The following is a 24,530-nucleotide window of genomic DNA, read 5'->3' on the forward strand; positions in this document are numbered from 1 at the left end:
ATGGGATGAGTTATGAAGCAGAAAATAAAATGGAAAAATATGATTATTCCCATAGCAATGCCGGTAATCGTATTCTTGGTATTTTTTATCTGCCAACCGGAACGTTTTGGCACACCAACGGGAATTATGATCATGCTTCAGCAGTCTGTTATCAACTCAATTATCGGATTCGGACTTAGTCTGAATCTGGTAATTGATACATGGGATTTCTCGGCAGGGGCGCAGCTTGTACTGGCGGGGCTGATAGGGGCGTATTATTCTCAATACTATGGTCTGGCAGGGCTGATTGTGGTTACCATATTGGTTGCAACTTTACTGGGAGCTCTGACAGGGCTTGTGTACTTTGTGTTTAAGATTCCTTCTATTATTGTAACGATTGGAATGATGCTTGTGTATGAGTCGCTTGGTTCTTTGTATCATGGTGGCGACAATGTAACAATTGATATGGGAATCAGCTTTCTTGGAAGGTCACCTGGGATATTTGTTGTTGGTATACTGACTTATATTTTGGCTTATGTGATCTATCATCATACAAAATTTGGTTACAATGTACGGGCAGTAGGAAATGGAGAGGCTACAGCGAAAAGCATAGGTATTAATTCCTTAAAAATTCGTTTTCTGTGTTTTGTAGTAGGAGGTATTTTTGTCGGAATTGCCAGTTTCTTGCAGGTAAGCTATGGTGGAGCAATTGCTCCGAAGACGGGAATGAATACGATGTCCATGGTGTTCCCTCCTTTTATGGGAGTTTTTATTGGACAGTATCTGGAAAGATATTGTGATATTATGCTTGGTATTTTCCTGGGGGTATTCTCAATGACAATGATCAATACAGGTCTGATTGCCATGGGATTGCCTGGAACACTTCAGCAGGTTGTAACAGGATGCTTTATGTTAATCTTTATGGCAATCAGTATCAACAGAGAACAGGCAGTATTAAAGAGCAGAAAGGCAGTAGCGTAAATGATATTTGGTGCAGATTATTATCCGGAGCACTGGCCGGAAGAGAGATGGCGGGAAGATGCAGTACTTATGAAGAGGATTGGTATCAACACCATTCGCATCGGAGAATTTGGATGGTCTGTCATAGAGAGAAAGGAGGGAGAAATTGACTTTTCTCTTTATGACAGAGCTATTTCCTTGTTTGCTGAGTATGGTATCCAGACGATTATGGGAACACCGACAGCAACTCCGCCCGCATGGTTGTGCCAGAAATATCCAGACATCTATATGATGAACCGGCATGGAGATATGCGGGGCTATGGCAGTAGAAGACATTATTGCTATAATCATAAAGGTTACCAGAAAGAAACGGAACGGGTTGTAAAAATGGTTGCCAGACATTACAGCCATAATGACAATATTATTGCATGGCAGGTTGATAATGAGCTTGGATGTGAAGATGATGTCCTTTGCTACTGCGACAGATGCAGGAAAGCGTTTACTGACTGGCTGAAAAGAAAATATGGGACACTGGAAAGAGTGAATGAAGCATGGGGAACTGTGTTCTGGAGTCAGACTTATACAGAATGGGAACAGATCATTGTTCCAAAAGATACTGTTGTAGATGGCTATACGGGAAATGGACACAATCCTGGACTGATGCAGGATTTTAAACGTTTTTCTTCAGACTCAATGTACGGATACGCAAAGTTGCAGACAGAGATTTTAAGAGAAGAAAGCAACAAAATAATTACGCACAATATGGTATCGGAGCAGAGTGATAATTACAGACTGGCGGAGCTTTTTGATGCGATAGGGTATGATGCATATCCCTATTCGGAATGGGATTATAATTCACCTGGGAGGATCGGTTTTCTGTATGACCTGTCGAGAGGATATGCGGATAAACCACTGTGGATTCTGGAGCAGCAGAGTGGTCCGTGTGGATGGAATGTACTTGGAGAAACCCCAAAGAGTGGACAGCTAAAACTTTGGAGCCAGCAGGCAGCATCAAGAGGAATAGAAGCACTGATTTATTTCAGATGGAGGACATGTCCGTTTGGTGCAGAACAGTACTGGTATGGAATCCTGGATCATGATGGGGTGCCGGGAAAAAGATATCAGGAAATTGGGCAGGCTATCAGCAGTATTCAGGAAAATGAGGAGTATCTCAGACTTCCCGAGAAAAAGAAGGTTCTATTAGTATATGATTATGATAATAAATTCTGTCATGATGAGCAGCCACATGTACGGGGCTTTGTATATAAGGAAGAGGTTGTACGGTATTATGAGGCTTTGAGAAGGATACATGTACCAGTCAGAGTGGGGAGTCTTGCAGAAAATCTGGATGCATATGAGTTGGTTATTTTACCGTTTATCAGTATGATAGGCAAAGAAGATGCTGAAAGAATAAGCAGATATGTAAAAAATGGTGGAAATATCATTTTGACACCATTTTCAGGACAGAGAAGGATTAATAATCAGATCACGACAGAAATATTGCCGGGAGTTTTTCGAAATATGAGTGGTGTTACAGTCGCATCATTTCATGCAATGGAAAGGGAAATTATACCCTATGAAGAAATAGGAAATATGCAGTTATGGCGGGAAGAACTGAAACTGGACAATGCAGAAAGCTTTAGAAAGAACTGGATCAGTCCAGAAGGAGGTCCACTGGTTTCAGAAAACAGATATGGAAACGGACGAGTATTTTATATCAGCTGTTGTATGGAAGCCTATGACAGAATGTTACAGGAGATATGCAGAGAAACGGGAACAGCGTCAGGTTATGGGGATATTCCAGAGTGTGTGGAATGTATAGAAAAAAGTAATTGCCTGATCCTGATGAATCATTCCGGGGAAAAGCAGCAGGTTTTGCTGAAGGGATACAGGGACATCAGAAATGAAAAGAGCAGCATAATAATGGAAGAATATGGATTTGCAGTGGCTGTCAGGAACTGACAGCCACTTTATCACGTTAAAATTTATTAAATAGTTTAAAAAATTCTTATAATTAAAAATATTTCAAATTAGGACTTGACTTTTAATGATCGCACATATATAATAAATCTTGCGTTTCGGGGTGTGGCTCAGGTGGTAGAGCGCTACTTTAGGGAAGTAGAGGCCGCAAGTTCAAGTCTTGTCACTCCGACTTGGTAACCTCACAGTATTTAGGAAATAAGTACTGCGAGGTTTTTTGTTGTTTGCTTTTTGGTTGACAATATTTCTGATATGAGATAGGATAGCATTTGAAAAAAAATTAGGAAGTTGATGGGAATGAGTTTTCCCAGGAGGAGGAATATTATGAAAAAGCTGATTAGTTTAACACTTGCAGCAGCCATGACAATGTCTCTTCTGGCAGGATGTGGATCAAACAGCAGTGCAGGTACAGACAGCGCTGACGCATCAGCAGAGACCTTTAAGATCGGTGGTATCGGACCGATCACCGGAGCAGGTGCCGTTTATGGTATCGCAGTTAAGAATGGTGCTGAACTGGCAATCAAGGAGATCAACGAGGCAGGCGGTATCAACGGATACCAGATTGAGTACAATTTCCAGGATGATGAGCTGGACAATGAGAAATCAGTAAATGCTTACAATACCTTAAAGGACTGGGGCATGAACATGCTGGTTGGTTCTGTAACAAGTGGATGCTGCGTAGCAGTTGCAGCAGAATCCAAGAATGACAATATGTTCCAGATCACACCTTCAGGATCTTCTGTAGATTGCATTGAAGGAAATGACAATGTATTTCAGGTATGCTTCACAGACCCTAACCAGGGTGTTGGAGCAGCAGATTATATTGGAGGGAATAATCTTGCAAGCAAGGTAGCAGTTATTTACGATAGTTCCGATGTATATTCTTCAGGTATTTATGCAAAGTTCAAAGAGGAAGCAGCAACACAGAACTTTGAGATTGTTTCCGAAGAAGCTTTCACAGCTGATAATAAGACAGACTTTTCTGTACAGCTTGCCAAGGCACAGGAAGCAGGAGCAGAGCTCGTATTTCTTCCTATCTATTACACAGAGGCATCTCTGATCCTGAAGCAGGCAGATTCCATGGGGTATGCACCTAAATTCTTTGGATGTGACGGACTTGACGGTATTCTTGGTGTAGAGAACTTTGATACCAGCCTGGCAGAAGGCGTTATGCTGCTGACACCGTTCGCAGCAGATGCACAGGATGATCTGACAAAGAAGTTTGTAAGTGCATATGAGACTGCTTACAATGATACTCCGAACCAGTTTGCAGCAGATGCATATGATGCAGTATATGCAATCAAGGCAGCAGCAGAAAAAGGCGATGTAGCACCTTCAGATGGTGTTTCAGGAATTTGTGACAAGATGAAAGCAGCTATGCAGGAGATCACGGTCGACGGACTGACAGGTGAGGGTATGAACTGGGCAGCTGATGGTACAGTAAATAAGGCACCTAAGGCAATGGAGATCAAGAATGGTGCTTATGCATTAGTTCAGTAAGCTTATGATGTAGTCAAAGAGGGTTACAGGTTGTAACCCTCTTTTTCTTTTTCAGGATTCTATTGTGTTTATAGGACAAAAGCGCACTTGCATTATATCAGGAAGATTTGCTATAATAGCAGGGAATATTGTGAATTATACTTGTATACATTGTATGTGTAAAACGACGGGAAAGGATACGGTATTATTATGAGTTTTATTTCGTATTTAATTAATGGAATCAGCCTTGGAAGTGTATATGCCATCATTGCACTGGGTTATACCATGGTATATGGAATTGCCAAGATGCTGAATTTTGCCCATGGTGATGTTATCATGGTTGGAGCTTATACTATATTTGCAGCAGTAAGTATGGCAGGTATGCCCCCGGCCGTAGGTATTCTGCTGTCAGTTCTGGTATGTACAGTCCTTGGGATTGCCATAGAAGCAGTTGCATACAGGCCGCTCCGTCAGGCAGCTTCCTCTCTTGTCGTACTGATCACAGCTATTGGTGTCAGCTATTTTCTGCAGAATGTGGCGCTCCTGATTTTTGGTGCGAATACAAAGGCATTTACATCTGTGGTAACAGTTCCTGCCATTTCACTGGCTGGTGGGCAGATCATTATCACAGGAGAAACGATCGTAACTATCATTTCATGTATTGTGATCATGGTGGGACTTACGTTATTTGTAAATAAGACAAAAGCAGGACAGGCCATGCAGGCAGTTTCCGAGGACAGAGGAGCCGCACAGCTGATGGGTATCAATGTAAATGGAACGATCTCACTGACATTTGCGATTGGTTCTGCACTGGCGGCAATTGCAGGTATGCTGCTCTGCTCATCTTATCCGGCACTGACACCATATACGGGATCCATGCCAGGTATCAAAGCATTTGTGGCAGCTGTATTTGGAGGGATCGGTTCTATTCCGGGGGCACTGATCGGTGGAATCATTCTTGGTGTCATTGAAATTTTAAGTAAGGCATATATTTCTTCCCAGCTTTCAGATGCGATTGTATTTCTTGTGCTGATATTGGTGCTGTTGGTAAAACCTACAGGTATCCTTGGCAAGAAGATTCAGGAAAAGGTGTAGGGGGAATAAGCAGATGAAGATGACAAAAGATTTTAAAGAGAATCTGATCACATATGGAATTGTGATCGTTGCATTTATTATAGTAGAGATCATGACGGCAACAGGGAGCATATCCAGCCTGATGAAGGGGCTTCTTGTTCCTTTGTGTGTTTATGTGATCCTGGCGATTTCTTTAAATCTGACAGTTGGTATTTTGGGAGAGCTGAGTCTTGGACATGCCGGATTTATGTGTGTGGGTGCGTTTACCGGTGCATTTTTCTCAAGGTGTATGGAAAATGTGATTACTGTTGCACCTGTCAGATTTACGCTGGCAATCCTGATCGGTGCAGTATGTGCGGGTCTGATCGGACTTCTGATCGGTATGCCTGTTCTGCGGTTAAAGGGAGATTATCTTGCGATTGTTACGCTTGCATTTGGTGAGATCATCAAAAATGTGATCAATGTTATTTATGTAGGAAAGGATGCAAACGGTATCCATATTTCCATGAAGGATGCGGCATCAATGAGTATGGAAAGTGATGGAGATCTCATTATTAATGGTGCACAGGGAATTACAGGAACACCCAAGGATTCCAATTTTATAGTAGGAACGATACTGATACTGATCACACTGTTTATCGTATTGAACCTGATCAAATCCAGGGATGGACGTGCGATCATGTCGATCAGGGATAATCTGATTGCAGCGGAGTCAGTAGGGATCAGGATTACCAGGTATAAGCTGATGGCTTTTTCCATTTCTGCGGCACTGGCTGGTGTGGCAGGTGTCCTGTATGCGCACAATCTGAACAGTCTGATGGCAACACCGAAGAACTTTGGATATAATATGTCGATCACCATCCTGGTATTTGTCGTACTTGGTGGGATTGGAAATATCAGGGGATCCATCATTTCAGCAGTTATCCTGACATTGCTTCCGGAACTTCTCAGGGGTATGAATGATTATCGTATGCTGATTTATTCTATTGTACTGATAGTGATCATGCTCTTTAACTGGAGTCCGAAGCTTGTAAATCTTCGTAAAAAGTATTCGCTTAAAGGGCTGTTTGGCGGAAAAGTAAAGGAGGTAAAATAATATGTCTGCAATATTAGATGTACAGAATTTGAGTATCTCCTTTGGAGGGCTGCATGCAGTAGATGATTTTCATATTACAATTGAAAAGGGACAGCTCTATGGACTGATCGGACCGAACGGTGCCGGTAAGACAACGGTATTTAATCTTCTGACGGGGGTTTATAAGCCCGACGAAGGGATTATCAGACTGGATGGGCAGGATATTACAGGCCGCAGTACGATAGAAGTAAATATGGCAGGAGTTGCCAGAACTTTTCAGAATATCAGGTTGTTTAAGAATCTTTCAGTACTGGATAATGTTAAAGTCGGTCTGCATAATCATTTCCGGTATTCTACGCTGGAGGGGATATTGCGTCTTCCCAGATACCATAAAGTAGAAAAGGAAATGAATGAGCGGGCGATGGAGCTTCTGAAGGTATTTGACCTGGATGGCCAGGCAGATTTCCTTGCATCAAATCTCCCTTATGGAAAACAGCGTGAACTTGAGATTGCAAGAGCACTTGCCACACAGCCAAAGCTTCTGCTCCTGGATGAGCCTGCAGCGGGCATGAACCCGAATGAAACGCAGGATCTGATGAAAACGATCCGTTTTGTGAGGGATAATTTTGATGTATCGATTCTGCTCATTGAACATGATATGAAGCTTGTTTCCGGTATTTGTGAAAAACTGACAGTTTTGAATTTTGGCCGTGTGCTTGCACAGGGAGATACCAGTGAAGTGTTAAATAACCCTGAGGTTATTACAGCATATCTTGGTGAATAGGGGGATAAGGGCATGGCATTATTAGAGATAAAAGATCTGGAAGTAAGTTATGGTATAATAAAGGCGATCAAGGGGATATCCTTTGATGTTAACGAAGGAGAGGTCATTGCGCTGATCGGAGCAAATGGGGCAGGAAAGACAACGATCCTGCATACGATCACCGGGCTGATCACGGCTGACAGGGGAACTGTGCAGTTTGAAGGTAAGGAAATTACCAAAGTACCGGCTCATAAGATTGTAGGAATGGGTATGGCTCATGTGCCGGAAGGAAGAAGAGTATTTGCTAATCTTACAGTATTACAGAATCTGAAGATGGGTGCTTATACACGAAAGGACAAAAATGAAATAGAGCAGACACTGGAAACAGTTTATACGAGATTTCCAAGACTGAAGGAACGTCAGAATCAGATGGCTGGTACATTGAGTGGTGGTGAGCAGCAGATGCTTGCCATGGGAAGGGCATTGATGTCCCATCCCAAGATCATACTGATGGATGAACCCTCCATGGGACTGTCACCTATTTTTGTAAATGAGATTTTTGATATCATCCAGAGTGTCAGTGCCAGTGGAACAACAGTACTTCTGGTGGAACAGAATGCCAGGAAAGCACTTTCCATTGCTGACAGAGCATATGTACTGGAAACAGGAAATGTCGTACTGGAAGGAAAAGCAGATGAACTTCTGCATAATGATGCGATCAAGAAAGCGTATTTAGGGGAATAGACAGGGGGAACAGAGTTATGGATAAGAACATTGTGATCACGATTGCCAGACAGTATGGCAGCGGAGGAAGAACGATTGCACAGATGCTGTCAGAAAGACTGGGGATCCATTATTATGATAAGGAATTATTAAGGCTGGCATCAGAAGACAGCGGGATCAATGAAGATCTGTTCAGGAATGCAGATGAAAAGATCAAGAATACAAAGCTGTTCAAGATTGCACACAGTGTATATCATGGAGAACTGATCCCTCCGGAAAGTGAAGATTTTACTTCCATGGAGAACCTGTTCAATTATCAGGCAAAGATCATCAAGAAGCTGGCAGAGCAGGACGAATCCTGTATTATTGTTGGCAGATGTGCAGAATATGTACTGAAGGATTATGATAATGTACTGAGTGTTTTTATCCATGCACCCAAGGAGTACTGCCTGGAACAGGCAGCCAAGAAGCAGAGCATGAGTCCAAAGGAACTGGAAAAGTATGTTCAAAAGGTAGATAAGCGCAAAGCAGATTATCACAGGTACTATACCGGACTGGAGTGGACAGATGCGAGGAACTATGATCTTTGTCTTGACAGTTCCAAGCTTGGATTTGAAAGATGTGTAGATGAGATCATAGCTTATATGAACGTCAGATTTCAAGACTGATGTAAAGGAATTGCTGCTGTGATAGAGAAAGATAAGTTTCACATTTTTAACTATATAAAAAAAGAAGAGTACTGCGCCAGCATGGATGGTATGAGATATATGCTGAAAAAGCATAAAAAAAAGGTACAGGAAGAGGACAATGAGGAGGAAAAGGAGATTCTTCTTGTGACGATCTGGCCGGAGCCATGCTGCTATGCCAAAACACCGGAAGAAAAGAAACAGCGGATGGAATTTGATTTTTCTGCAGATGGGGTGATGGAAGCAGCGGATTGGCTGAACGAACAGTATATACAGCAGAAGCCTTTGTGGGATCTTTCTAAAAAGCCGGTTTAAAATACTGGCAGGGAATCTGTTTTTTACCTTGAAATGTTAACCGAAAATGCTTTATAATGAAAAAGCAGTTGACATAAAGCAGGTATGAAAATACGATACAGGACAGGAGATGAAGCTATGTCAGCAATTACATTCAGCAATAAAGTATTTGACAGGGAAGTGGCATTTTGCAAGGTGTACAGTCTGGAGAGCAAGGAGAAGCTGGAAAAGCTGTTTCTGAAAAACAGAATTTCCTATTTTATTGAATGGCAGGATAGGACTCTTTGGCAGCGACTTATGAACAAGGATAAAAGCAAGGAAAAGAATGTTTTTACGATTCGGATCAATGAAGCGGATGTAGACAAGGCAAGGGATCTGGTCACAGGGCTTGAGTCTGTGAAGATACGTAAGATGGAACCAAATGAAAAATAAAAGATGCCCCGGCTGGTCCGGGGTATTTTTGTGCTGCCATGTATATGAAAAAGGGATCCGGTGGATCCTTTTGGATTAAAAGGGTGAAGGATAAGAGGAAAGCTATGGAAAAGCAGGAAAAAAGAAATTTTAACGGGAAAAAATATCGGGGGAAACAGACTGACAGCAATAAGGGGAAAAAATCCGGGGAAATGAAAAAGCCTGTACAGAAACAGAAGTCTGTATGTCCGGTATTTGAAAAATGCGGTGGCTGTCAGCTTCTGGATGTGCCTTACGAAAAGCAGGTAAAGAAAAAGGAGAAGCAGCTGCAGGAACAGCTGCGGAGCTTTGGCAGGCTGGAACCGTTTATTGCCATGGAGAATCCACTGCATTATCGGCATAAGGTTAAGGCAACCTTTGGCAGAGACCAGAAGGGCAACATCATCTCCGGAAATTACAGGGAAGGAACCCATTATTTGGTGCCTGTGGATAACTGTCTTCTGGAAAACGAAAAGGCAGATGCCATTATCAGGACAGTCAGAAGTTTGTTAAAATCCTTCAAAATCAAAACTTATGACGAGGATACCGATTATGGACTTCTCCGCCATGTGCTGGTTCGGGTCGGACATGCCACCGGAGAAATTATGGTTATACTTGTGTTGGCATCACCGGTTCTGCCATCCAAGAACAACTTTGTGAAGGCTTTAAGGAAGGAACATCCGGAGATCACTACAGTAGTGATCAATGTGAATGATAAACGTACCAGCATGGTGCTTGGAGAGAAGAAGGAACAGGTTATCTACGGTCCCGGTTTTATTCTGGATAAGCTCTGTGCCAAGACCTTTAAGATTTCTCCCAAGAGCTTTTATCAGGTGAATCCTGTTCAGACAGAAAAGCTTTATGGAAAGGCAATCGAGTATGCAGGACTGACTGGAAAGGAAAAGGTGCTGGACGCATACTGTGGCACTGGTACGATCGGTCTTATTGCTTCTGATCATGCCAAAGAGGTAATCGGAGTGGAACTGAACCGGGATGCGGTAAAGGATGCTGTGATCAATGCCAGACAGAATCAGATATCCAATATTCAATTTTATCAGAATGATGCCGGAGTGTTCATGACAGAGCTGGCAGAAAAGAATGAAAAAATCGATGTTGTCTTCATGGATCCGCCGAGAAGCGGAAGCAGCGAGGAATTTCTGACCTCCCTGCTCAGACTCTCTCCCAGGAAAGTGATTTATGTTTCCTGCAATCCAGAAACCCTTGTGAGAGACCTGCAGTTCCTGACAAAGCGCGGATACCGGATGGAGAAGGGCGTGGGAGTAGATATGTTTCCGATGACGGTGCATATAGAGTGCGTAGCTCTGTTGACTAAAGCACATAAGTAAAAGCGTGAAAAATGGCTTGAAATAAAGCTTTTCCGAGGATTTGAGTTTAAATTCAGATCCTCGGATTTTCTACGTTTTAGGAGCAGCAAAGAGGCGGATTTTTATAGTTGAATAATAATTGTATGATGTTTTGCAAATGACAACAAATAACATTAAATACTCACAAATCGGTTGAAATATTTATGAAATATTGCTATAATCTATTTTGTAGAATTGCGTTTATATATAGCGGGTGGCGATATGAATGATAATCAAGAAAAATGGATTAGTATAGATGAAGCAGCAGAGTACCTAGGAGTAAAACCTGGAACAGTACGTGGTTGGTTAAGAAAAGGTAAAGGTGTTCCGGCTCATAAAATAGGGAAACAATGGAAATTTAAATTATCCGAACTTGATGTATGGGTAAAAAGTGGCAAAAGTGCTGATATTTAAGGAGGACATCTAGATGAAAACTATGTATTTTCCATCAAATAGTATGTTAGAAGAGGCGATTTTGAAATCACTAGAGCTGCTAGAAGGAACTGCAACTACTGAGCAGATTGATGCAAAAGTAATTGAAGTATTATCATTATCAGATGAAATAGTTCAATTGGAAGATGAGAGCGGATTGGGAACAAAACTCAACTATCGACTTCGTTGGGCGAGAACTAATCTAAAATCTAAAGGGAAAATTAAAAATGTTACAAGGGGAACTTGGACGTTAGCATAACCATCAATAGTAGGAGGAACTATGAGTTTATATAGAATTGAGAAAAAATTCTTTAATAATATTACTCAGCATCAAAAAGAAAAGATGTTAGAGGAATTTGATTTGGATAAAAATGGGGATATTTTAATACCGTACACTCATAAAGGGTATACGGTAAATGATATGAATATTGAATTTAGAGAAGATGTAAAAGCAATTAGTATGTTTTCTGGAGCTGGTGGGTTGGATATTGGAACTCAATTGGCTGGTATAAAAGTAATCTCTAGTTTGGATATCTTTGAAGATAGTGTTGAGACATTGAAGAAAAATAAGTTCTTTGCTCATACTGTTCATGAAGTGGGAGATATTACAAAAATTACCGGAAATCATTATGCTGAATTATTAAAAAAGGAAAATCCAGAAAAACTAATAATTGTTGGAGGACCACCTTGTCAGCCGTTTTCAAAAGCAGGATATTGGGTGACAAATGAAAAAAGAAATTCTAATGAAGATCCTAGAAATATGATAGTACCATATTTTAGAGTGATTTCGGAACTTCAACCAGATGGATTTGTTTTAGAGAATGTAGAAAGTATTTTACATCCTTCTAATAAAGCAGCGGTTGATACTATATATGAAAACATGAAGGCGTTAGGATATCATTGTTCTCTTTTGAAAGTAAATGCAGCTGAATATGGTATTCCACAAAAGCGAAAGAGAGTATTCTTTTTAGCAAGTAAAAAAGAGATTAATGCTACATTAGTACAAACTCACGGTAACGAGAAAGAGAGTCTTGCAAATCTTAAATTGTTACCGTATGAACGAGTTATCGATTGGATTGGCAAGTTTGATAGTGATGAGTATTGTGATGGAGAAAAACTTGAAACAGAAGGAAAATGGGAACATGAATTAACCTGTATTCCTTTTGGAAAGAACTACATTGCTTTGACAGAAAGAGAAAAACATCCTAACCCAGTTTTTGTTGCTGGTAAAAGATACTGGTCTTCTTTGTTGAAATTACATCCATTTATGCCATCTTGGACAATTATTGCAAGTCCTGGACATTGGGAAGGACCATTCCATTGGAAAAATAGAAGGCTTAATATCCGTGAATTAGCTGCAATTCAAACGTTTCCTGATGATTATGAATTTGTAGGTAGCACATATTCACAGCACAAACAAATAGGTAATGCGGTTCCACCTTTACTTGGTAAAAAGGTAGTAGAGGAGTTGTGCAAATGGATTTAAAAAGAAAACCCAAAGTAGTAAGTCTTTTTTCAGGTGCAGGTGGTTTGGATCTTGGATTTAAACAAGCTGGATTTAGAACTGTATATGCATCAGATGTTTGGCAGTTGGCTTGCGATACTTTAAAAGAAAATGACATGGCGGATGAGATATACTGTGGTGATGTTAGAAGCATTGACTTTTTCGAACTTAAGGAAAAGTATGGAGAAATTGATTGTTTGATTGGAGGACCACCATGTCCACCTTATAGTCAAACAAGACATTATCTTATTGGGAAGGCAAATGGTTTTGATGATGAACGTGCTGGATTTGCAGTTCCTGAATACTTCCGTGCGTTGAAGGAACTAAAACCAAAAGTGTTTTTATTCGAAAATGTTGATGGATTTACATTTAAGACACACCAGGAAGAATTCGACTTTTTGAAGGATAAGGCGAGAGAACTGGGGTATAAAATAACCTATAAAGTTGTTAATTGTGCAAATTATGGCGTTCCACAAACGAGAAAAAGATTTTTCTGTATCGGTTATTTGGAGGAGCTGCCAGAATTTGTTTTCCCAGAAGAAACTCACGTCGATCCAAGTAAAAATACGGATAAGTTACCATGGGTTACTTGCGGTGATGTTATTTCTGAATTTGATAATATCACAGAGGAAGAAAAAAATCAGCGCCCTGGACAAAAAGATTTTGATTTGTTAACGCAGATTCCGCCAGGTGATAATTATTTGTATTTTACAGAAAAAAGAGGATATCCTGAGCCTAAATTTAAATGGAAATCTAGATACTGGACATTTTTATTAAAATTAGCACCAGATCGTCCTTCTTGGACAATTCAGGCTAGTTTTTCTACTAATCAGGGACCTTTCCATTGGCGAAATAGATTTCTAAGAATTGAAGAATTAAAAAGATTACAGACTTTCCCAGATGAGTATGTTTTGCTGGGAGAAATGAAGGATAAGTGGAGACAGGTGGGAAATGCTGTTCCGGTAAAAATGGCAAATATTCTTGCATCAAAGATAATGGAGGTATATTTCAATGGAACGAGATGAGAGATACGAAGTGAGTTCCGATGGCAGAGTTGTAATTGGTCAACCCGTTACACTTAGTTCTCAAGAAAGAAAAGCAATGATTGAAAAGATGTTTTCAATCAATGGGTGGAAATATACGATTCTCGAAGAGATAACTTCGGCTCACTATCATATTAAATTAGTAAATGATAACTTAGGGATTACAAAAACATTTCACTTATATCACGGTAATGTTAGGAAGGAGGATCCTGAAAGAAATCGAGAAGAAAAGAAAATTCAGCTCGGTACTGAAAATGATCCTAGAACACATATGGATGATGCACTGATACTTGGCTTTTATGTTTATGAAAACAAAGATTCCTTAAGTGACACAGTAGTTGTTGCATGGCCAATTGAAGAAGAAAAGAACTATCCCGCAAATCCAAGTTTAAGAGTGAATATGCGAACTGATATACAGGTGGCAAAAAACACAGGTTATTATGTTGATAAAGTGACTGGTAAGAATTTGGTAGTTTTTAGACCAGAATTTATCTACTATTATATAGAAAATTATAAAAATTTACAGTATTCAAGTGCTCTAGCGGTGCATCCTGGTAAAAGTAATGGAACTGGTGTATCTGAAATGGATTCACAAGGAGAACGTCTTACTACAGGCTGTAATGTCCTTCTTTACGGTGTTCCTGGTTCTGGTAAGAGTTGGACTATCGAGCATGAGTATTGCAAACAGGGAAGTGTTGTTGAAAGACTTGTTTTCCACCCGGACTATACTTATTCAGATTTTATTGGTCAGATTCTTCCTGCAGTTGAAGAAGATGGACAGGTAAGCTATAAGTTTACACCAGGTCCTTTTACAAATATTCTTCGTGAGGCTTATAATAATCCTGGTAAGGAGTACATCCTTATTATCGAGGAGATTAACCGTGGTAATGCTCCAGCTATCTTTGGCGAGGTATTCCAGCTACTTGACCGTAAGGTAGAAATTCGTGATATTGATGATGACGGATATCCAATTGGTACAAGTGAGTATGGTATTACAAATATGAATATTGCTGAAGAAATGTATGGTAAGGAAAGAAAGGCAGATAAGGTTCGTATTCCTTCAAATCTTTCTATCATTGGAACAATGAATACATCAGATCAGAATGTTTTCACGTTGGATACAGCTTTCCAGCGTAGATGGGATATGCGTCTTATTGAGAATGATTTTGCTAATGTTGACCCAACACTTGCGGATGCAGAAATTCTTGATACTACGGTTACGTGGAGAAACTTCTGTGTAGAAATCAATAAGATTGTTGTTGGCAATAGTGCTAGAATGACATCTGCAGAAGATAAGAGACTTGGAGCATATTTTGTTCATCTTCGTGACCTTGAGTTTAATGATGCGATGGGTGATTTAAAAATATACGATGCACTTCGCAAAAAGGAAAGCAAAGGTACTCTTACAGATGATGAGAAAACACAAATTGCTATTATCCGTGATGCTATAAGACAGAACAGGAAGTTCCCTGAAAAGGTAATCAAGTATTTGTGGGATGATGCATTCAAGTTTAACCGTGAAGTAATCTTTGAGGTTACAGAATATCAGAGCCTTGAGCAGGTAATCCGTGCATTTATGTATGCACAGGGATTAGATAGATTTAAGGTTTTCAAAGACAATGTGAAGGATGCCTTTACAGGAGAAGACGAAGAGTAAGGTGGTGATGATAGATGGATTTAGGCTCAGCTTTGAATTCAATCATGGAATATGATATCAAAAAGCACTGCCATATTAACACAAATGAAGATGGCGACCGTTTTGTAGGTATCAAAGCGGATTCAGATAATGCTATGGTCTATTTCCCTATCGGATATGAACTACCGGAAACCGATGCCGAGATTAGAACAGATATTAAACACTTAATACAAGTACTGTCTGAGTTTACAACAAAGGATGACCGTTTACTTGCTATCAATAAGTTTGCAGCACCGCAGACAGTTGATTTCCCAATCAACGCATTTAAGAGTGTTATTGAGTATTATTTTTCCATCGGTGGAACATATTATGTTGAGAAGGAACAGGTGTATATCACGGCTCCAACCGGAAAGCAGGACTGGGCAAGAACTGCAAGAAAGCAGATGCCACTTGTTCAGAGTAGAAACGGTGTGAGTTCTTTTGTATTTACACAGTTCGAGGTTCGCTCATCAACACCGAATGACACAAAGGAAATAACTCAGATTAATAGATTTTGTGTTTATGAGGCATTCAAGAGACTTGGATGGTTGTATGTTCCATATATGCCGGAAGAACCAGGACCACACCCGGATGTGAAAACTTCAATTAGAATTGTTCAGAGCAAACTTGCTGCTACAAATGATGATAAGAAGAAGTCTTTATTTCGTGGAATGAAGGATATGCTTGAGTACATGGATGAGCAAACATCTGATAAGCAATTCTACTTTGGCACTGATGATTTTGACCATGTGTGGGAGAAACTTATCGATAGAGCCTTCGGAGAAAAGGATAAGGATAAGTATTTCCCTCGCTCAAGATGGCTGCTTGATTACGGCAAGTATAAGGAAAAGAGGCCTTTGATGCCGGATACCATTATGATTTACAATGGCAAGTATTACATTCTCGATGCCAAGTGTTATAAGTATGGTTGGACAGGTATTCCAGATCATCTGCCTAATGGTTCATCAATCAATAAGCAGATTACATACGGTGAGTATCTGGAAAAGTATAAAGGTGTAGATACAAACTCATTATTTAATGCGTTCATCATGCCATACAATATGGCAAAGAACCATTTCAAGCTTACATCAGTTGTTGGCAATATCGGAGAGGCAGTTGGTGATTGGAGATACAACAAGAAATATTATGAACGTATTCAGGGAATCGTCATGGATACGAGGTATCTGATGTATCATTATTCTGGTAAGCCGATAAAGGAAAAGGTTGCTCTTGCAGAATGTATAGAGGCTGTTCTTGGAAAGAAGGCAATCACATCTACAGGAGAAACGCCGATAACAAAGATAACACCATATACAACTCCAGTTCCTGCAGCATCAATGGTTGCAGAAGGTCCTGCTCCATATGGTGTCGATAAAAAATAAAAAGCTGATAAATATTAAAACCTCTGTTTGCATAGTCGCAGACAGAGGTTCTTTTCTTATAAGCCTTCTTTTTCTCTTTTTCGTTTTCTGTAACGGTCTTGAGTGACTCTGTTGCAACACGCTTGACTGCAGAAACGATTTCTTGTTGAAGTGGTCTTTACAAGGAAGAAGCGGCCACATCTAGGATTGTCACAAGGACGATACAATTCGAGGTCTGGTTTCAAATAGAATATGGAGAAGTAAGCTGCACAAAGAAGTGAATCTACTTTCCATGATGGGGTCATTGTTTCTGAATTATAAACAGGATGGATACCATCAAGGTTAGCATTAATCTCTTCTCCGAGTATGTATTTTGCGATTTCAATCAGTGCTGACTTCATTTCATCAGAAAATTCCCCGGAACTATTTCCGTTCATTTCATAAAGAAAATGGAAAAGGAAATCAGAAATCTTCTTGGTCATATCCTGTTTTTCATAATTAACAAACATCGAAGTGATGTTCTGATAAAATCCATTCTGATACCCTGGAATAGAAGAGTAGCCACCAATAATGTTATCGTAATCCTGGATGTTAAGAGCATAAGAACCATATATGCAATCGGTGATACTATAGGTGTCTCCGTCAAATGCTTCTTGTTGTCTGCTGTAAGATAACTGAACAGGTGGGTTCATAAGTGTATTTACATATTTATGATGGCAGCTGGAATAGGCATTTTTCATAGAGTCGGTTTTTATTGTAAGATCCTCAGAGAACAATAAAGAAATTGTTAGGTCACAAATCTTCTTGTAATTCTTTCTGATCTCATTTGCGGCAGTCATTAACTCTACAGTCATTTTTAAGCGGTTGATTATTCCGTATAGAGATATCTCATCAAATACTTCATAGGTGCCTGCACAAACTGGAAATAGGAAACCATTGTCTTTCATAAATGATACGAGTTCCTTGGTAGGCTTATTTGCAAGAGACATCAGAGTACCGAGAATGTTTCTTTCTTCGATTGTCCCGTTGGGTGCAATACGGACTAATCCGTCTTTAGCTGCATAACCAAAGAGGACAGGATGTTCTGGTATTGCCTGTAGCTTGAATTTGCTGATAGGTTCTGCTCCAGGAGCAATGTGCTCTATATCTTCAACGCAGTCGCAGCTGCAACTTTCAAACTTAAATAAAATATTTTCAAAAAAATTTTCTTTGATTTGGGGCATTTTGGGATCCTTTCTATGGTCGAAAAGTTATGGCTTATGTCATGGCATTATTTTTTTGCCTGAAAATAGTAATTGCAAATTATATGGAATGTACTGATTATACTCTTTAATAACTCAAATTACAACATATTTTCCATTGCTAAAATGAAAGAGTTATGTTAAAACTTGCTATCTTCAATTATTTTTTGCTTTTCAATATACTAATTACAGAGTTTAGTAATAACTACGATGTGATCCAAGTTAACGAAATCAAGAATTGTTATATAAGGTAAAAACATCACTCAGTAATTAATGTCGCAAGGCCTGATTAGCTATAAGGGCATTGGGATACAGATATCGGCATCGATCACAGGACAACCTGTGAAAGGTGCGATAGAAGTACCCTTATTTCCTTATGCCCTTTTTCAGGCAATTTATGGGCCGGTACTTCTATAAGCACCGACCCTATTTGTTCCCTTTGCCCTTCTGCGAGAACCAGGCAGAAAGACAGGAACTTTATGAAAATCAAGATTCGTTACGAGAACGAGTATCAGACACTTGAGGTCGAAAACATGGAATTGGAGAAATGGTTAAATATCTCCATTTCAGAAGAAGAGAGTCAGGAAGACTACGAAAAGAGAATCCAAGATGTAATCGAAGAGAGATTTAACAGACCCGATTACAACAGCTGGCACAAGCATGAACGTCATACAGGAAATGCAAAGATGAAGAACAAAGAGGGTGTTATTGAAGTTAACACCGAAGAGGCAATTATGGCCAAAGCAATCGACCAGTCTGTTTTCACAAGAGATATCGATGGACTGGAAGAGCGAATGGATCATGAATGGCAGTACAAACATTATTGCTCTTATATAAGAGAAATTTTAAAGCCGGACGCAGCAGAAATGGTTATTGCGATTGTTCTTGATGGCATGACCGTTGCTGAGTACGCAGAGCAAATTGGTGACACTCCCAACAACGTAAGTCACCGTTACAGACGTGCAATCAAAAAGTTAGAAAAAGTTTTTTCAAAAACGTCCTTATAACGCTTCTCCCAAGGCTACTAGGTAGGAGGCAAGAGTCTCCAAGAAATTTTATGGAGGTAATTCGAATGGACGAATTAATCAGAATCAATTTTAACAGTGAGCGACCTACTGTGAGTGGACGAGATTTGCACGCAGCATTGGACGTCAGAACTGCATACAAAGACTGGTTTCCTAGGATGTGTGATTATGGCTTTGAAGAAGGTACGGACTTTTGCTCATTTTTGAGCGAAAGCACAGGTGGAAGACCTGCAGTAGATCATCAGCTTTCCATTTCCATGGCAAAGGAGCTCTGTATGATTCAGCGTTCAGAGGAAGGTAGAAAGTTTCGTCAGTATTTCATCAAGGTTGAAGAGGCTTGGAACTCAGCGGAAGCAGTAATGGCACGAGCATTACAGTTTGCTAATAATCAGCTTTCACTGGTGAAAAAGCAGAACTTGGAGTTTCTTGAAACAGTAGCAGTACAGAATCAACAGATTGTAGAGCTGAAACCCAAAGCGACTTATTACGATATCGTGCTTAATTGCAGAGATGTAGTGAACATTTCTGTCATTGCAAAAGACTACGGATGGAGTGCTCGGCGAATGAATGAGCATCTTCATAAAAAGGGCATTCAGTTTAAGCAGTCTGATATTTGGCTTTTGTATCAGAAATATGCAAATTGTGGATACACCAAAACAAACACTCATGTATATGAGGATAGTTGTGGTTATCAGCACACGAAAGTGCATACAAAGTGGACACAGAAAGGCAGGCTGTTTATCTACGAGACATTAAAAGCAGACGGTGTTTATCCGCAGATCGAACAGGAGGATTAAAAGATATGGGTATTGATAAGTTTAATCATGAGGGTTATTCCGACCCGACTACATATGAGGCTCTTACCAATATCCATCGTGAAGAAATGGCAGCTGATAAAAAAGCTGCCTATCTTCCGTTGGTATATGTTTGTAGTCCGTATGCAGGTGATATCGAGAATAATGTAAAGAATGCAAAAGCGTACAGCAGATTTGCCGTTGATAAGAATGCTATCCCGATAACACCTCATCTTCTCTATCCACAGTTCATGGATGACGGTAATGAGGCAGAACGAGAAATGGCTATGCATTTTAATTATGTACTTCTTGGTAAATGCACGGAACTCTGGGTGTTTGGCGGAGTAGTTAGTCGTGGTATCAATGCTGGTGGCGCATACCCATTTTTTAAAACGTAGTATAATACATGTGGAGACGGTTGTCTTGATGACTAGGAAATAGGTTCACTGACAAAAATGCATAATGTATAGAGATAAAGAGGTATTTGCTGTTTCATGGTGAATGCCTCTCTTATATTATTGGTTTAGTCGGTTGTAATATTCTAGTAGTCTTTTAATTGTATCCTCTTTACTGGTTATATTTGAAACTAATTCAAAAAGGACAGGATCCGATTTTTTATCAATTGTTATTGTATCAGCAGAAGGGTCGTCAGTTAAGCCAACAAGATAATCTACAGAAGTACATAGTGCTTTAGCAATAACTTCGATTGTCTGTGGAGAGGGTGATCTGTCTCCATATTCGTAACGGCAATACCCTATTTTTGATAGATTCATTCTTCTCGAGGCTTCAGCCATCGTTATTCCGAGGCCTTCTCTTACATTTCTTAAGCGTTCAGGTATAAGATGTTCGGACATAATCGTTCTCCTTGTTATTATATTGTTAACAGTAACCAATGGATAAAATACAATATAAACATATCCAATGGTTGCTATACCATCAAATGATGTTTATATCAAGTTAATAACAATTTGTGGCCACAAATTTCGACCACAAGATAGGAGGAGCTAATGGTAGGAGATGAGATCAAGGATACTCTTGTTGAGGTTACAGAGGAATATCTTAAGGACAGACTTTATATCATTAGAGGCAAGAGGGTAATGTTAGATGCTGATTTAGCAGAGATATATGGTTATACTACCAAAAGATTAAACGAGCAGGTAAAAAGAAATATTAGTAAATTTCCAGAAGATTTTATGTTTCAAACTTCTGATGAAGAAAAAGACGATTTGCGGTCGCAAATACCAATTCGATGTCTCGCAGTAATCCGTATGTGTTTACAGAACAAACAGACTCATTGAAAAATTCATTGGAGAAATAAAAGAACAAAATCCTTTGGTAAAATTTCACAAAAACTGAATATGAATTTTGTGAGTGGTTACGCGTTTAACCTTTGTAAAACCGATACTTTTGCTGTACCATATGATCAGAATATCAAAAAAGAGGAAATCGACATGGCACAGAACAGGATCAGGATCGTGGATGTCGCAGATGCATTAGGACTCAGTACAGCGACGGTCTCAAAGGTGATTCATGGCAAAACAGAAAAGATTTCAGATGAAACGGTAAAGCGCGTCCAGCAGGAGCTTGAAAGGTCAGGATATATCCCGAATATGGCGGGTATTCTGCTTGCGAGAAATAATTCAAGAATCATCGGGGTGGTGATCAATGATAATGAGAAGTATGAGGGCAGGGTTTTACAGGATGGATTTGTGATGTCATCACTCAATGTTCTTTCCCGCGAGGTAAATGAAAAGGGATATTTTCTGATGATAAAAACAACTGCGGATATCAGTGAGATTCCGGTGTTTGCCTCCATGTGGAATATGGATGGACTGATCTTGATGGGATTTTGCGAAGCGGATTATGAGCAGCTCAGAAACCAGACAAGGATTTCCTTTGTTGTGTATGATGGCTACTTTGAGAAATGCTCCAGGGTGGTTAATCTTGTCATCAATCATTATGATGGTGGCTGCCAGGCAGGAAAATATTTGAGGGAGCTCGGCCATAAAAAAGCATTATGTATAGCTGATAATTTTATTTGTATGGATAAGGAGCGCATCGAAGGCTTTCGCAAAGCCTTTGAGCCGGGGAAAGTCATAAGATGGGAGATTCCAAAGACCGAAAAGGAAAGATTGGATTTTTATGAGGATAAATTTCCGGAAATGTTAAAGCATAATATTACTGCTGTTTTTGCGGTGTCAGATTTTTATGCGCTTGAGTTCATGCGTTTTCTGCAGGGAAAGAGTATGCAAATCCCCAAAGATATCCAGATGATCGGCTTTGATGACAATATGGCAAGCAGGGAAAGCAGTCCTGCGCTTACGACGATTCATCAGGACGCATCTTTAAGGGCAAAAACTGCAATTGAATGTCTTGAGGCAATGCGCGATGGCTTTGACTGTGAAACGGAGATCGTATTGCCGGTTGAGCTGATAAAAAGAGAAAGTACGGGTAAACTATAATGTCAAATTTTATGAAATCACTGTGTAAAATAGCAGTTCCTGTCACACTGCAAAGTATGCTGCAGGCATCATTTTCAATTGTTGACCAGATCATGATCGGACAGCTGGGAGAGACTAATATATCGGCAGTTGGGCTTGGAAGTAATTTTTCTTTAATTTTTTCTGTGGTGATTGGTGCGGTAGGTGCGGTTGCCGGGATATTGATCGCACAGTTTATGGGGGCATAAGATAAAAAAGAGGCATGGTGCAGCTTTGATGTGAGCCTCATTTGCGGAATTATGATATCAGCATTGTTTCTTTTGGCGGCAGGAGCCTTTCCATTGCAGATTCTTGGACTTTATACTGAGGATATGAGTATTATAAATACAGGTGCAGTCTATTTCCGAATTGTAGCGTTTTCCTATATTCCTATGGCAGTCAGTAATATTTTATCTGCATGGCTGCGCTGCAGGGAGCATGCCACGATACCATTTCTGGCAAGCTTTGGAGCAGTTGCTGTAAACACAGGGCTGAACTATCTGCTGATATTCGGTAAATTTGGATTTCCGCGTATGGAGATCAAAGGAGCTGCGATTGCAACGCTTATTTCACAGCTGTTTAACCTTGTATTCATTGTTATTGGATTTGTTGTATGTAATAGAAGAGATGGGGATAATCCGGTGCTGTCCCTGCGTTTTAAGAAGATCACAATCAGGGATTATCTGGTTATGATCATGCTGATTCTGGTCAGTGAATTTCTGTGGAGCCTTGGACAAAATGTGGAGTCAGCTGTATATGGACATCTTGGCACATCAAACCTGGCAGGAAAGAATATGATGAGGCTTATGCTGAGTCAAAGAAGATCATGTATGCCGGTTTAGCCGGTTCGGTTGTGGTAGCCTCATTGCTGTTTTTACTTGCAGGAGTCTATACCGGATTGTATCGTGTGGATAACAGCGTAAAAGAACTTGGGAAAATACTGCTTATTGTATTTGCCCTATATGCACCGGTCAAGGTGGAAAATATGATACTTAGCGGAGGCATCATAAGAAGCGGCGGCAATACAAAAATCATCATGGTGATTGATATTGTTGGCACTTGGTGCATAGGAATTCCTCTGTGTCTGCTTGCTGCATATGTGTTTAGGTGGGGCATTGTTGGTGTATATGCATTGCTTACCACAGAGGAAATATTCAGGCTTGCTGTAGCACTTGTTATTTTCAGAAAGCGTAAATGGATGATCAGCTTATCATAACGATGTATCCGCTGCATAATAAGCAGCGTAGGCATCCTGCAGAGTTTTCAGTGTCTTTGGATCCCTGCCGCCAACAGGCTTACCGTCAAGCTCAACAGCCTGGATGCACAGACCGCCGGAGCTGCTGACGATGATCTCGTCGGCTTCTTCCAGCTCCTTCATGGTGAACGGAGCCTCTTTGGTAGGAATGCCGTTCTGCTCAGCCAGCATCAGCAGATGCTTCAGGGTAATACCGGGAAGGATCAGGTTGTCCCTTGGAGGAGTGCAGAGCACACCATCCTTGATCATCAGTATATTGCTGTGTGCACATTCTGTTACACGGTCGCCACGGTGGAATACGGTTTCCTGGCAGTCCTTTTCAATACATCTCTGATAAGCGATCACACTGGGGATCAGGTTCAGGGTCTTGATATTGCAGTGCAGGAATCTGGTATCTTCCATGGAGATCAAACGGAAGGTAGTGGTAAAGGGGATCAGATCGCAGGGGACTGTGAAGATCATCAGGTTTGGCTTTACGGAAGCCGGTGGGAACTGGTGGCCGCGGAGGGCAGTTCCACGGGAGCACTGCCAGTAGAGCATGCCGTGATCACTGTCATTGGCATCGATACACTGCTGCAGGGCAGCAATCAGTTCCTCTCTTGGCATGGTAAAAGGAATTTCCAGTAATTTGCAGCTGTTGTAGAAACGGTCCAGATGATCCTTTGCAGCAAAGATATGATTGTTTGCAAAGGTGGTAGCATCATAGCAGCCGTCACCGAAGTATACGGCACGATCCAGCATGGGAATCTTCATTTTTTCCAGGGGACCTATTTCTCCATTATAATATCCAACATATTTCATAGCGTTCTCCTTTTGCAATTATTACTTCTATATTATAATGTCGGGGTCAAAAGCCCCCGACTTTGATACCTACGGATTGCTTCGTGCTACGC

The 24,530-nt window shown here is 40.4% G+C and carries 26 protein-coding genes, 1 tRNA gene and 1 pseudogene; 25 read left to right on the forward strand and 3 right to left on the reverse strand.

All coding sequences use genetic code 11. From position 1 onward, the window contains the following. Positions 1-12: 12 nt before the first annotated feature. The 18 genes from WJQ40_RS11600 (at position 13) to WJQ40_RS11685 (ending at position 16,863) form a co-directional block, all read left to right on the forward strand. Positions 13-960: an ABC transporter permease gene (locus WJQ40_RS11600; protein WP_337540415.1), complete on the forward strand. Its 948-nt coding sequence runs from the start codon at positions 13-15 to the stop codon at positions 958-960. After that, the gene (locus tag WJQ40_RS11605) at positions 961-2,901 is read left to right on the forward strand and encodes a beta-galactosidase (RefSeq protein WP_337540417.1); all 1,941 of its coding nucleotides are present in this window, start codon (positions 961-963) and stop codon (positions 2,899-2,901) included. A 117-nt stretch (positions 2,902-3,018) separates the two neighbouring features. Then, a tRNA-Pro gene (locus WJQ40_RS11610) sits at positions 3,019-3,091 on the forward strand. Positions 3,092-3,240: 149 nt separating this feature from the next. Beyond that, a complete protein-coding gene (locus WJQ40_RS11615) occupies positions 3,241-4,419 on the forward strand; it encodes an ABC transporter substrate-binding protein (RefSeq protein ID WP_262574760.1) in 1,179 nt (392 codons plus the stop codon). Between the two features lie 189 nt (positions 4,420-4,608). After that, positions 4,609-5,493 (forward strand): branched-chain amino acid ABC transporter permease, encoded by an 885-nt coding sequence (locus tag WJQ40_RS11620; protein WP_262574736.1) that lies wholly within the window; start codon positions 4,609-4,611, stop codon positions 5,491-5,493. Between the two features lie 19 nt (positions 5,494-5,512). Next, entirely contained in the window at positions 5,513-6,568 is a 1,056-nt protein-coding gene (locus WJQ40_RS11625) for a branched-chain amino acid ABC transporter permease (RefSeq protein WP_334307702.1), read from the forward strand. Between the two features lies 1 nt (position 6,569). Beyond that, positions 6,570-7,331, forward strand: coding sequence for an ABC transporter ATP-binding protein (locus WJQ40_RS11630; RefSeq protein WP_118798260.1), 762 nt, complete (start codon positions 6,570-6,572; stop codon positions 7,329-7,331). Positions 7,332-7,343: 12 nt separating this feature from the next. Further along, the gene (locus WJQ40_RS11635; RefSeq protein ID WP_118798261.1) at positions 7,344-8,054 is read left to right on the forward strand and encodes an ABC transporter ATP-binding protein; all 711 of its coding nucleotides are present in this window, start codon (positions 7,344-7,346) and stop codon (positions 8,052-8,054) included. A 17-nt stretch (positions 8,055-8,071) separates the two neighbouring features. Beyond that, complete coding sequence (locus WJQ40_RS11640) at positions 8,072-8,701, forward strand: cytidylate kinase-like family protein (protein ID WP_118798262.1); 630 nt, start codon at positions 8,072-8,074, stop codon at positions 8,699-8,701. An 18-nt stretch (positions 8,702-8,719) separates the two neighbouring features. Then, entirely contained in the window at positions 8,720-9,034 is a 315-nt protein-coding gene (locus WJQ40_RS11645; protein WP_337540421.1) for a hypothetical protein, read from the forward strand. 117 nt (positions 9,035-9,151) lie between these two features. Continuing rightward, positions 9,152-9,445 carry a hypothetical protein gene (locus tag WJQ40_RS11650; protein ID WP_118798264.1) on the forward strand — a complete coding sequence of 98 codons (294 nt, stop codon included), beginning with the start codon at positions 9,152-9,154 and terminating at the stop codon, positions 9,443-9,445. Between the two features lie 104 nt (positions 9,446-9,549). Continuing rightward, positions 9,550-10,809, forward strand: a complete 1,260-nt coding sequence (rlmD, locus tag WJQ40_RS11655) for a 23S rRNA (uracil(1939)-C(5))-methyltransferase RlmD (protein WP_337540423.1) — start codon at positions 9,550-9,552, stop codon at positions 10,807-10,809. Positions 10,810-11,049: 240 nt separating this feature from the next. Next, positions 11,050-11,241 carry a helix-turn-helix domain-containing protein gene (locus WJQ40_RS11660; protein ID WP_337540425.1) on the forward strand — a complete coding sequence of 64 codons (192 nt, stop codon included), beginning with the start codon at positions 11,050-11,052 and terminating at the stop codon, positions 11,239-11,241. 13 nt (positions 11,242-11,254) lie between these two features. Continuing rightward, positions 11,255-11,518, forward strand: a complete 264-nt coding sequence (locus tag WJQ40_RS11665) for a winged helix-turn-helix domain-containing protein (RefSeq protein WP_337540427.1) — start codon at positions 11,255-11,257, stop codon at positions 11,516-11,518. Positions 11,519-11,539: 21 nt separating this feature from the next. Next, entirely contained in the window at positions 11,540-12,745 is a 1,206-nt protein-coding gene (locus WJQ40_RS11670; RefSeq protein WP_337540429.1) for a DNA cytosine methyltransferase, read from the forward strand. Next, positions 12,736-13,788: a DNA (cytosine-5-)-methyltransferase gene (gene dcm, locus WJQ40_RS11675; protein ID WP_337540431.1), complete on the forward strand. Its 1,053-nt coding sequence runs from the start codon at positions 12,736-12,738 to the stop codon at positions 13,786-13,788. Before WJQ40_RS11670 ends, dcm begins: the two co-directional genes overlap by 10 nt. Next, on the forward strand, positions 13,775-15,463 hold the full coding sequence (locus tag WJQ40_RS11680; RefSeq protein ID WP_337540432.1) for an AAA family ATPase: 1,689 nt from the start codon (positions 13,775-13,777) through the stop codon (positions 15,461-15,463). The genes dcm and WJQ40_RS11680 overlap by 14 nt, the downstream gene beginning before the upstream one ends. Positions 15,464-15,477: 14 nt before the next feature. Beyond that, complete coding sequence (locus WJQ40_RS11685) at positions 15,478-16,863, forward strand: LlaJI family restriction endonuclease (RefSeq protein WP_337540434.1); 1,386 nt, start codon at positions 15,478-15,480, stop codon at positions 16,861-16,863. A 56-nt stretch (positions 16,864-16,919) separates the two neighbouring features. Here the strand turns inward: WJQ40_RS11685 and WJQ40_RS11690 are convergent, their stop codons facing one another. Beyond that, entirely contained in the window at positions 16,920-18,065 is a 1,146-nt protein-coding gene (locus WJQ40_RS11690; RefSeq protein ID WP_337540436.1) for a CGNR zinc finger domain-containing protein, read from the reverse strand. 497 nt (positions 18,066-18,562) lie between these two features. On the opposite strand from WJQ40_RS11690, the gene WJQ40_RS11695 reads away from it, so the two are divergent. The 3 genes from WJQ40_RS11695 to WJQ40_RS11705 all read left to right on the forward strand — a co-directional run bounded on the left by WJQ40_RS11695 (position 18,563) and on the right by WJQ40_RS11705 (position 20,300). Next, positions 18,563-19,090, forward strand: a complete 528-nt coding sequence (locus tag WJQ40_RS11695) for a sigma-70 region 4 domain-containing protein (protein ID WP_337540437.1) — start codon at positions 18,563-18,565, stop codon at positions 19,088-19,090. A gap of 65 nt (positions 19,091-19,155) precedes the next feature. Continuing rightward, entirely contained in the window at positions 19,156-19,905 is a 750-nt protein-coding gene (locus WJQ40_RS11700; protein WP_337540438.1) for a phage antirepressor KilAC domain-containing protein, read from the forward strand. A gap of 5 nt (positions 19,906-19,910) precedes the next feature. Beyond that, complete coding sequence (locus WJQ40_RS11705; RefSeq protein WP_337540439.1) at positions 19,911-20,300, forward strand: DUF4406 domain-containing protein; 390 nt, start codon at positions 19,911-19,913, stop codon at positions 20,298-20,300. Between the two features lie 117 nt (positions 20,301-20,417). Here the strand turns inward: WJQ40_RS11705 and WJQ40_RS11710 are convergent, their stop codons facing one another. Beyond that, positions 20,418-20,756 (reverse strand): helix-turn-helix transcriptional regulator, encoded by a 339-nt coding sequence (locus WJQ40_RS11710; RefSeq protein WP_337540441.1) that lies wholly within the window; start codon positions 20,754-20,756, stop codon positions 20,418-20,420. 153 nt (positions 20,757-20,909) lie between these two features. On the opposite strand from WJQ40_RS11710, the gene WJQ40_RS11715 reads away from it, so the two are divergent. The 4 genes and pseudogenes from WJQ40_RS11715 (at position 20,910) to WJQ40_RS11730 (ending at position 23,598) form a co-directional block, all read left to right on the forward strand. Further along, positions 20,910-21,200, forward strand: a complete 291-nt coding sequence (locus WJQ40_RS11715; protein ID WP_337540443.1) for an ORF6N domain-containing protein — start codon at positions 20,910-20,912, stop codon at positions 21,198-21,200. A 153-nt stretch (positions 21,201-21,353) separates the two neighbouring features. Then, positions 21,354-22,364 (forward strand): LacI family DNA-binding transcriptional regulator, encoded by a 1,011-nt coding sequence (locus tag WJQ40_RS11720; RefSeq protein WP_337540444.1) that lies wholly within the window; start codon positions 21,354-21,356, stop codon positions 22,362-22,364. A gap of 92 nt (positions 22,365-22,456) precedes the next feature. Beyond that, a pseudogene (locus WJQ40_RS11725) lies at positions 22,457-23,224 on the forward strand (MATE family efflux transporter). Beyond that, entirely contained in the window at positions 23,209-23,598 is a 390-nt protein-coding gene (locus tag WJQ40_RS11730) for an MATE family efflux transporter (protein WP_337540445.1), read from the forward strand. The pseudogene WJQ40_RS11725 and the gene WJQ40_RS11730 overlap by 16 nt, the downstream one beginning before the upstream one ends. Here the strand turns inward: WJQ40_RS11730 and WJQ40_RS11735 are convergent. Further along, positions 23,593-24,438: an aminotransferase class IV gene (locus WJQ40_RS11735; RefSeq protein ID WP_337540447.1), complete on the reverse strand. Its 846-nt coding sequence runs from the start codon at positions 24,436-24,438 to the stop codon at positions 23,593-23,595. The two genes, WJQ40_RS11730 and WJQ40_RS11735, sit on opposite strands and share 6 nt — an antisense overlap. Positions 24,439-24,530 lie beyond the last annotated feature (92 nt).

This window comes from Suilimivivens sp., assembly GCF_037359455.1.
Taxonomy (GTDB): domain Bacteria; phylum Bacillota; class Clostridia; order Lachnospirales; family Lachnospiraceae; genus Suilimivivens; species Suilimivivens aceti.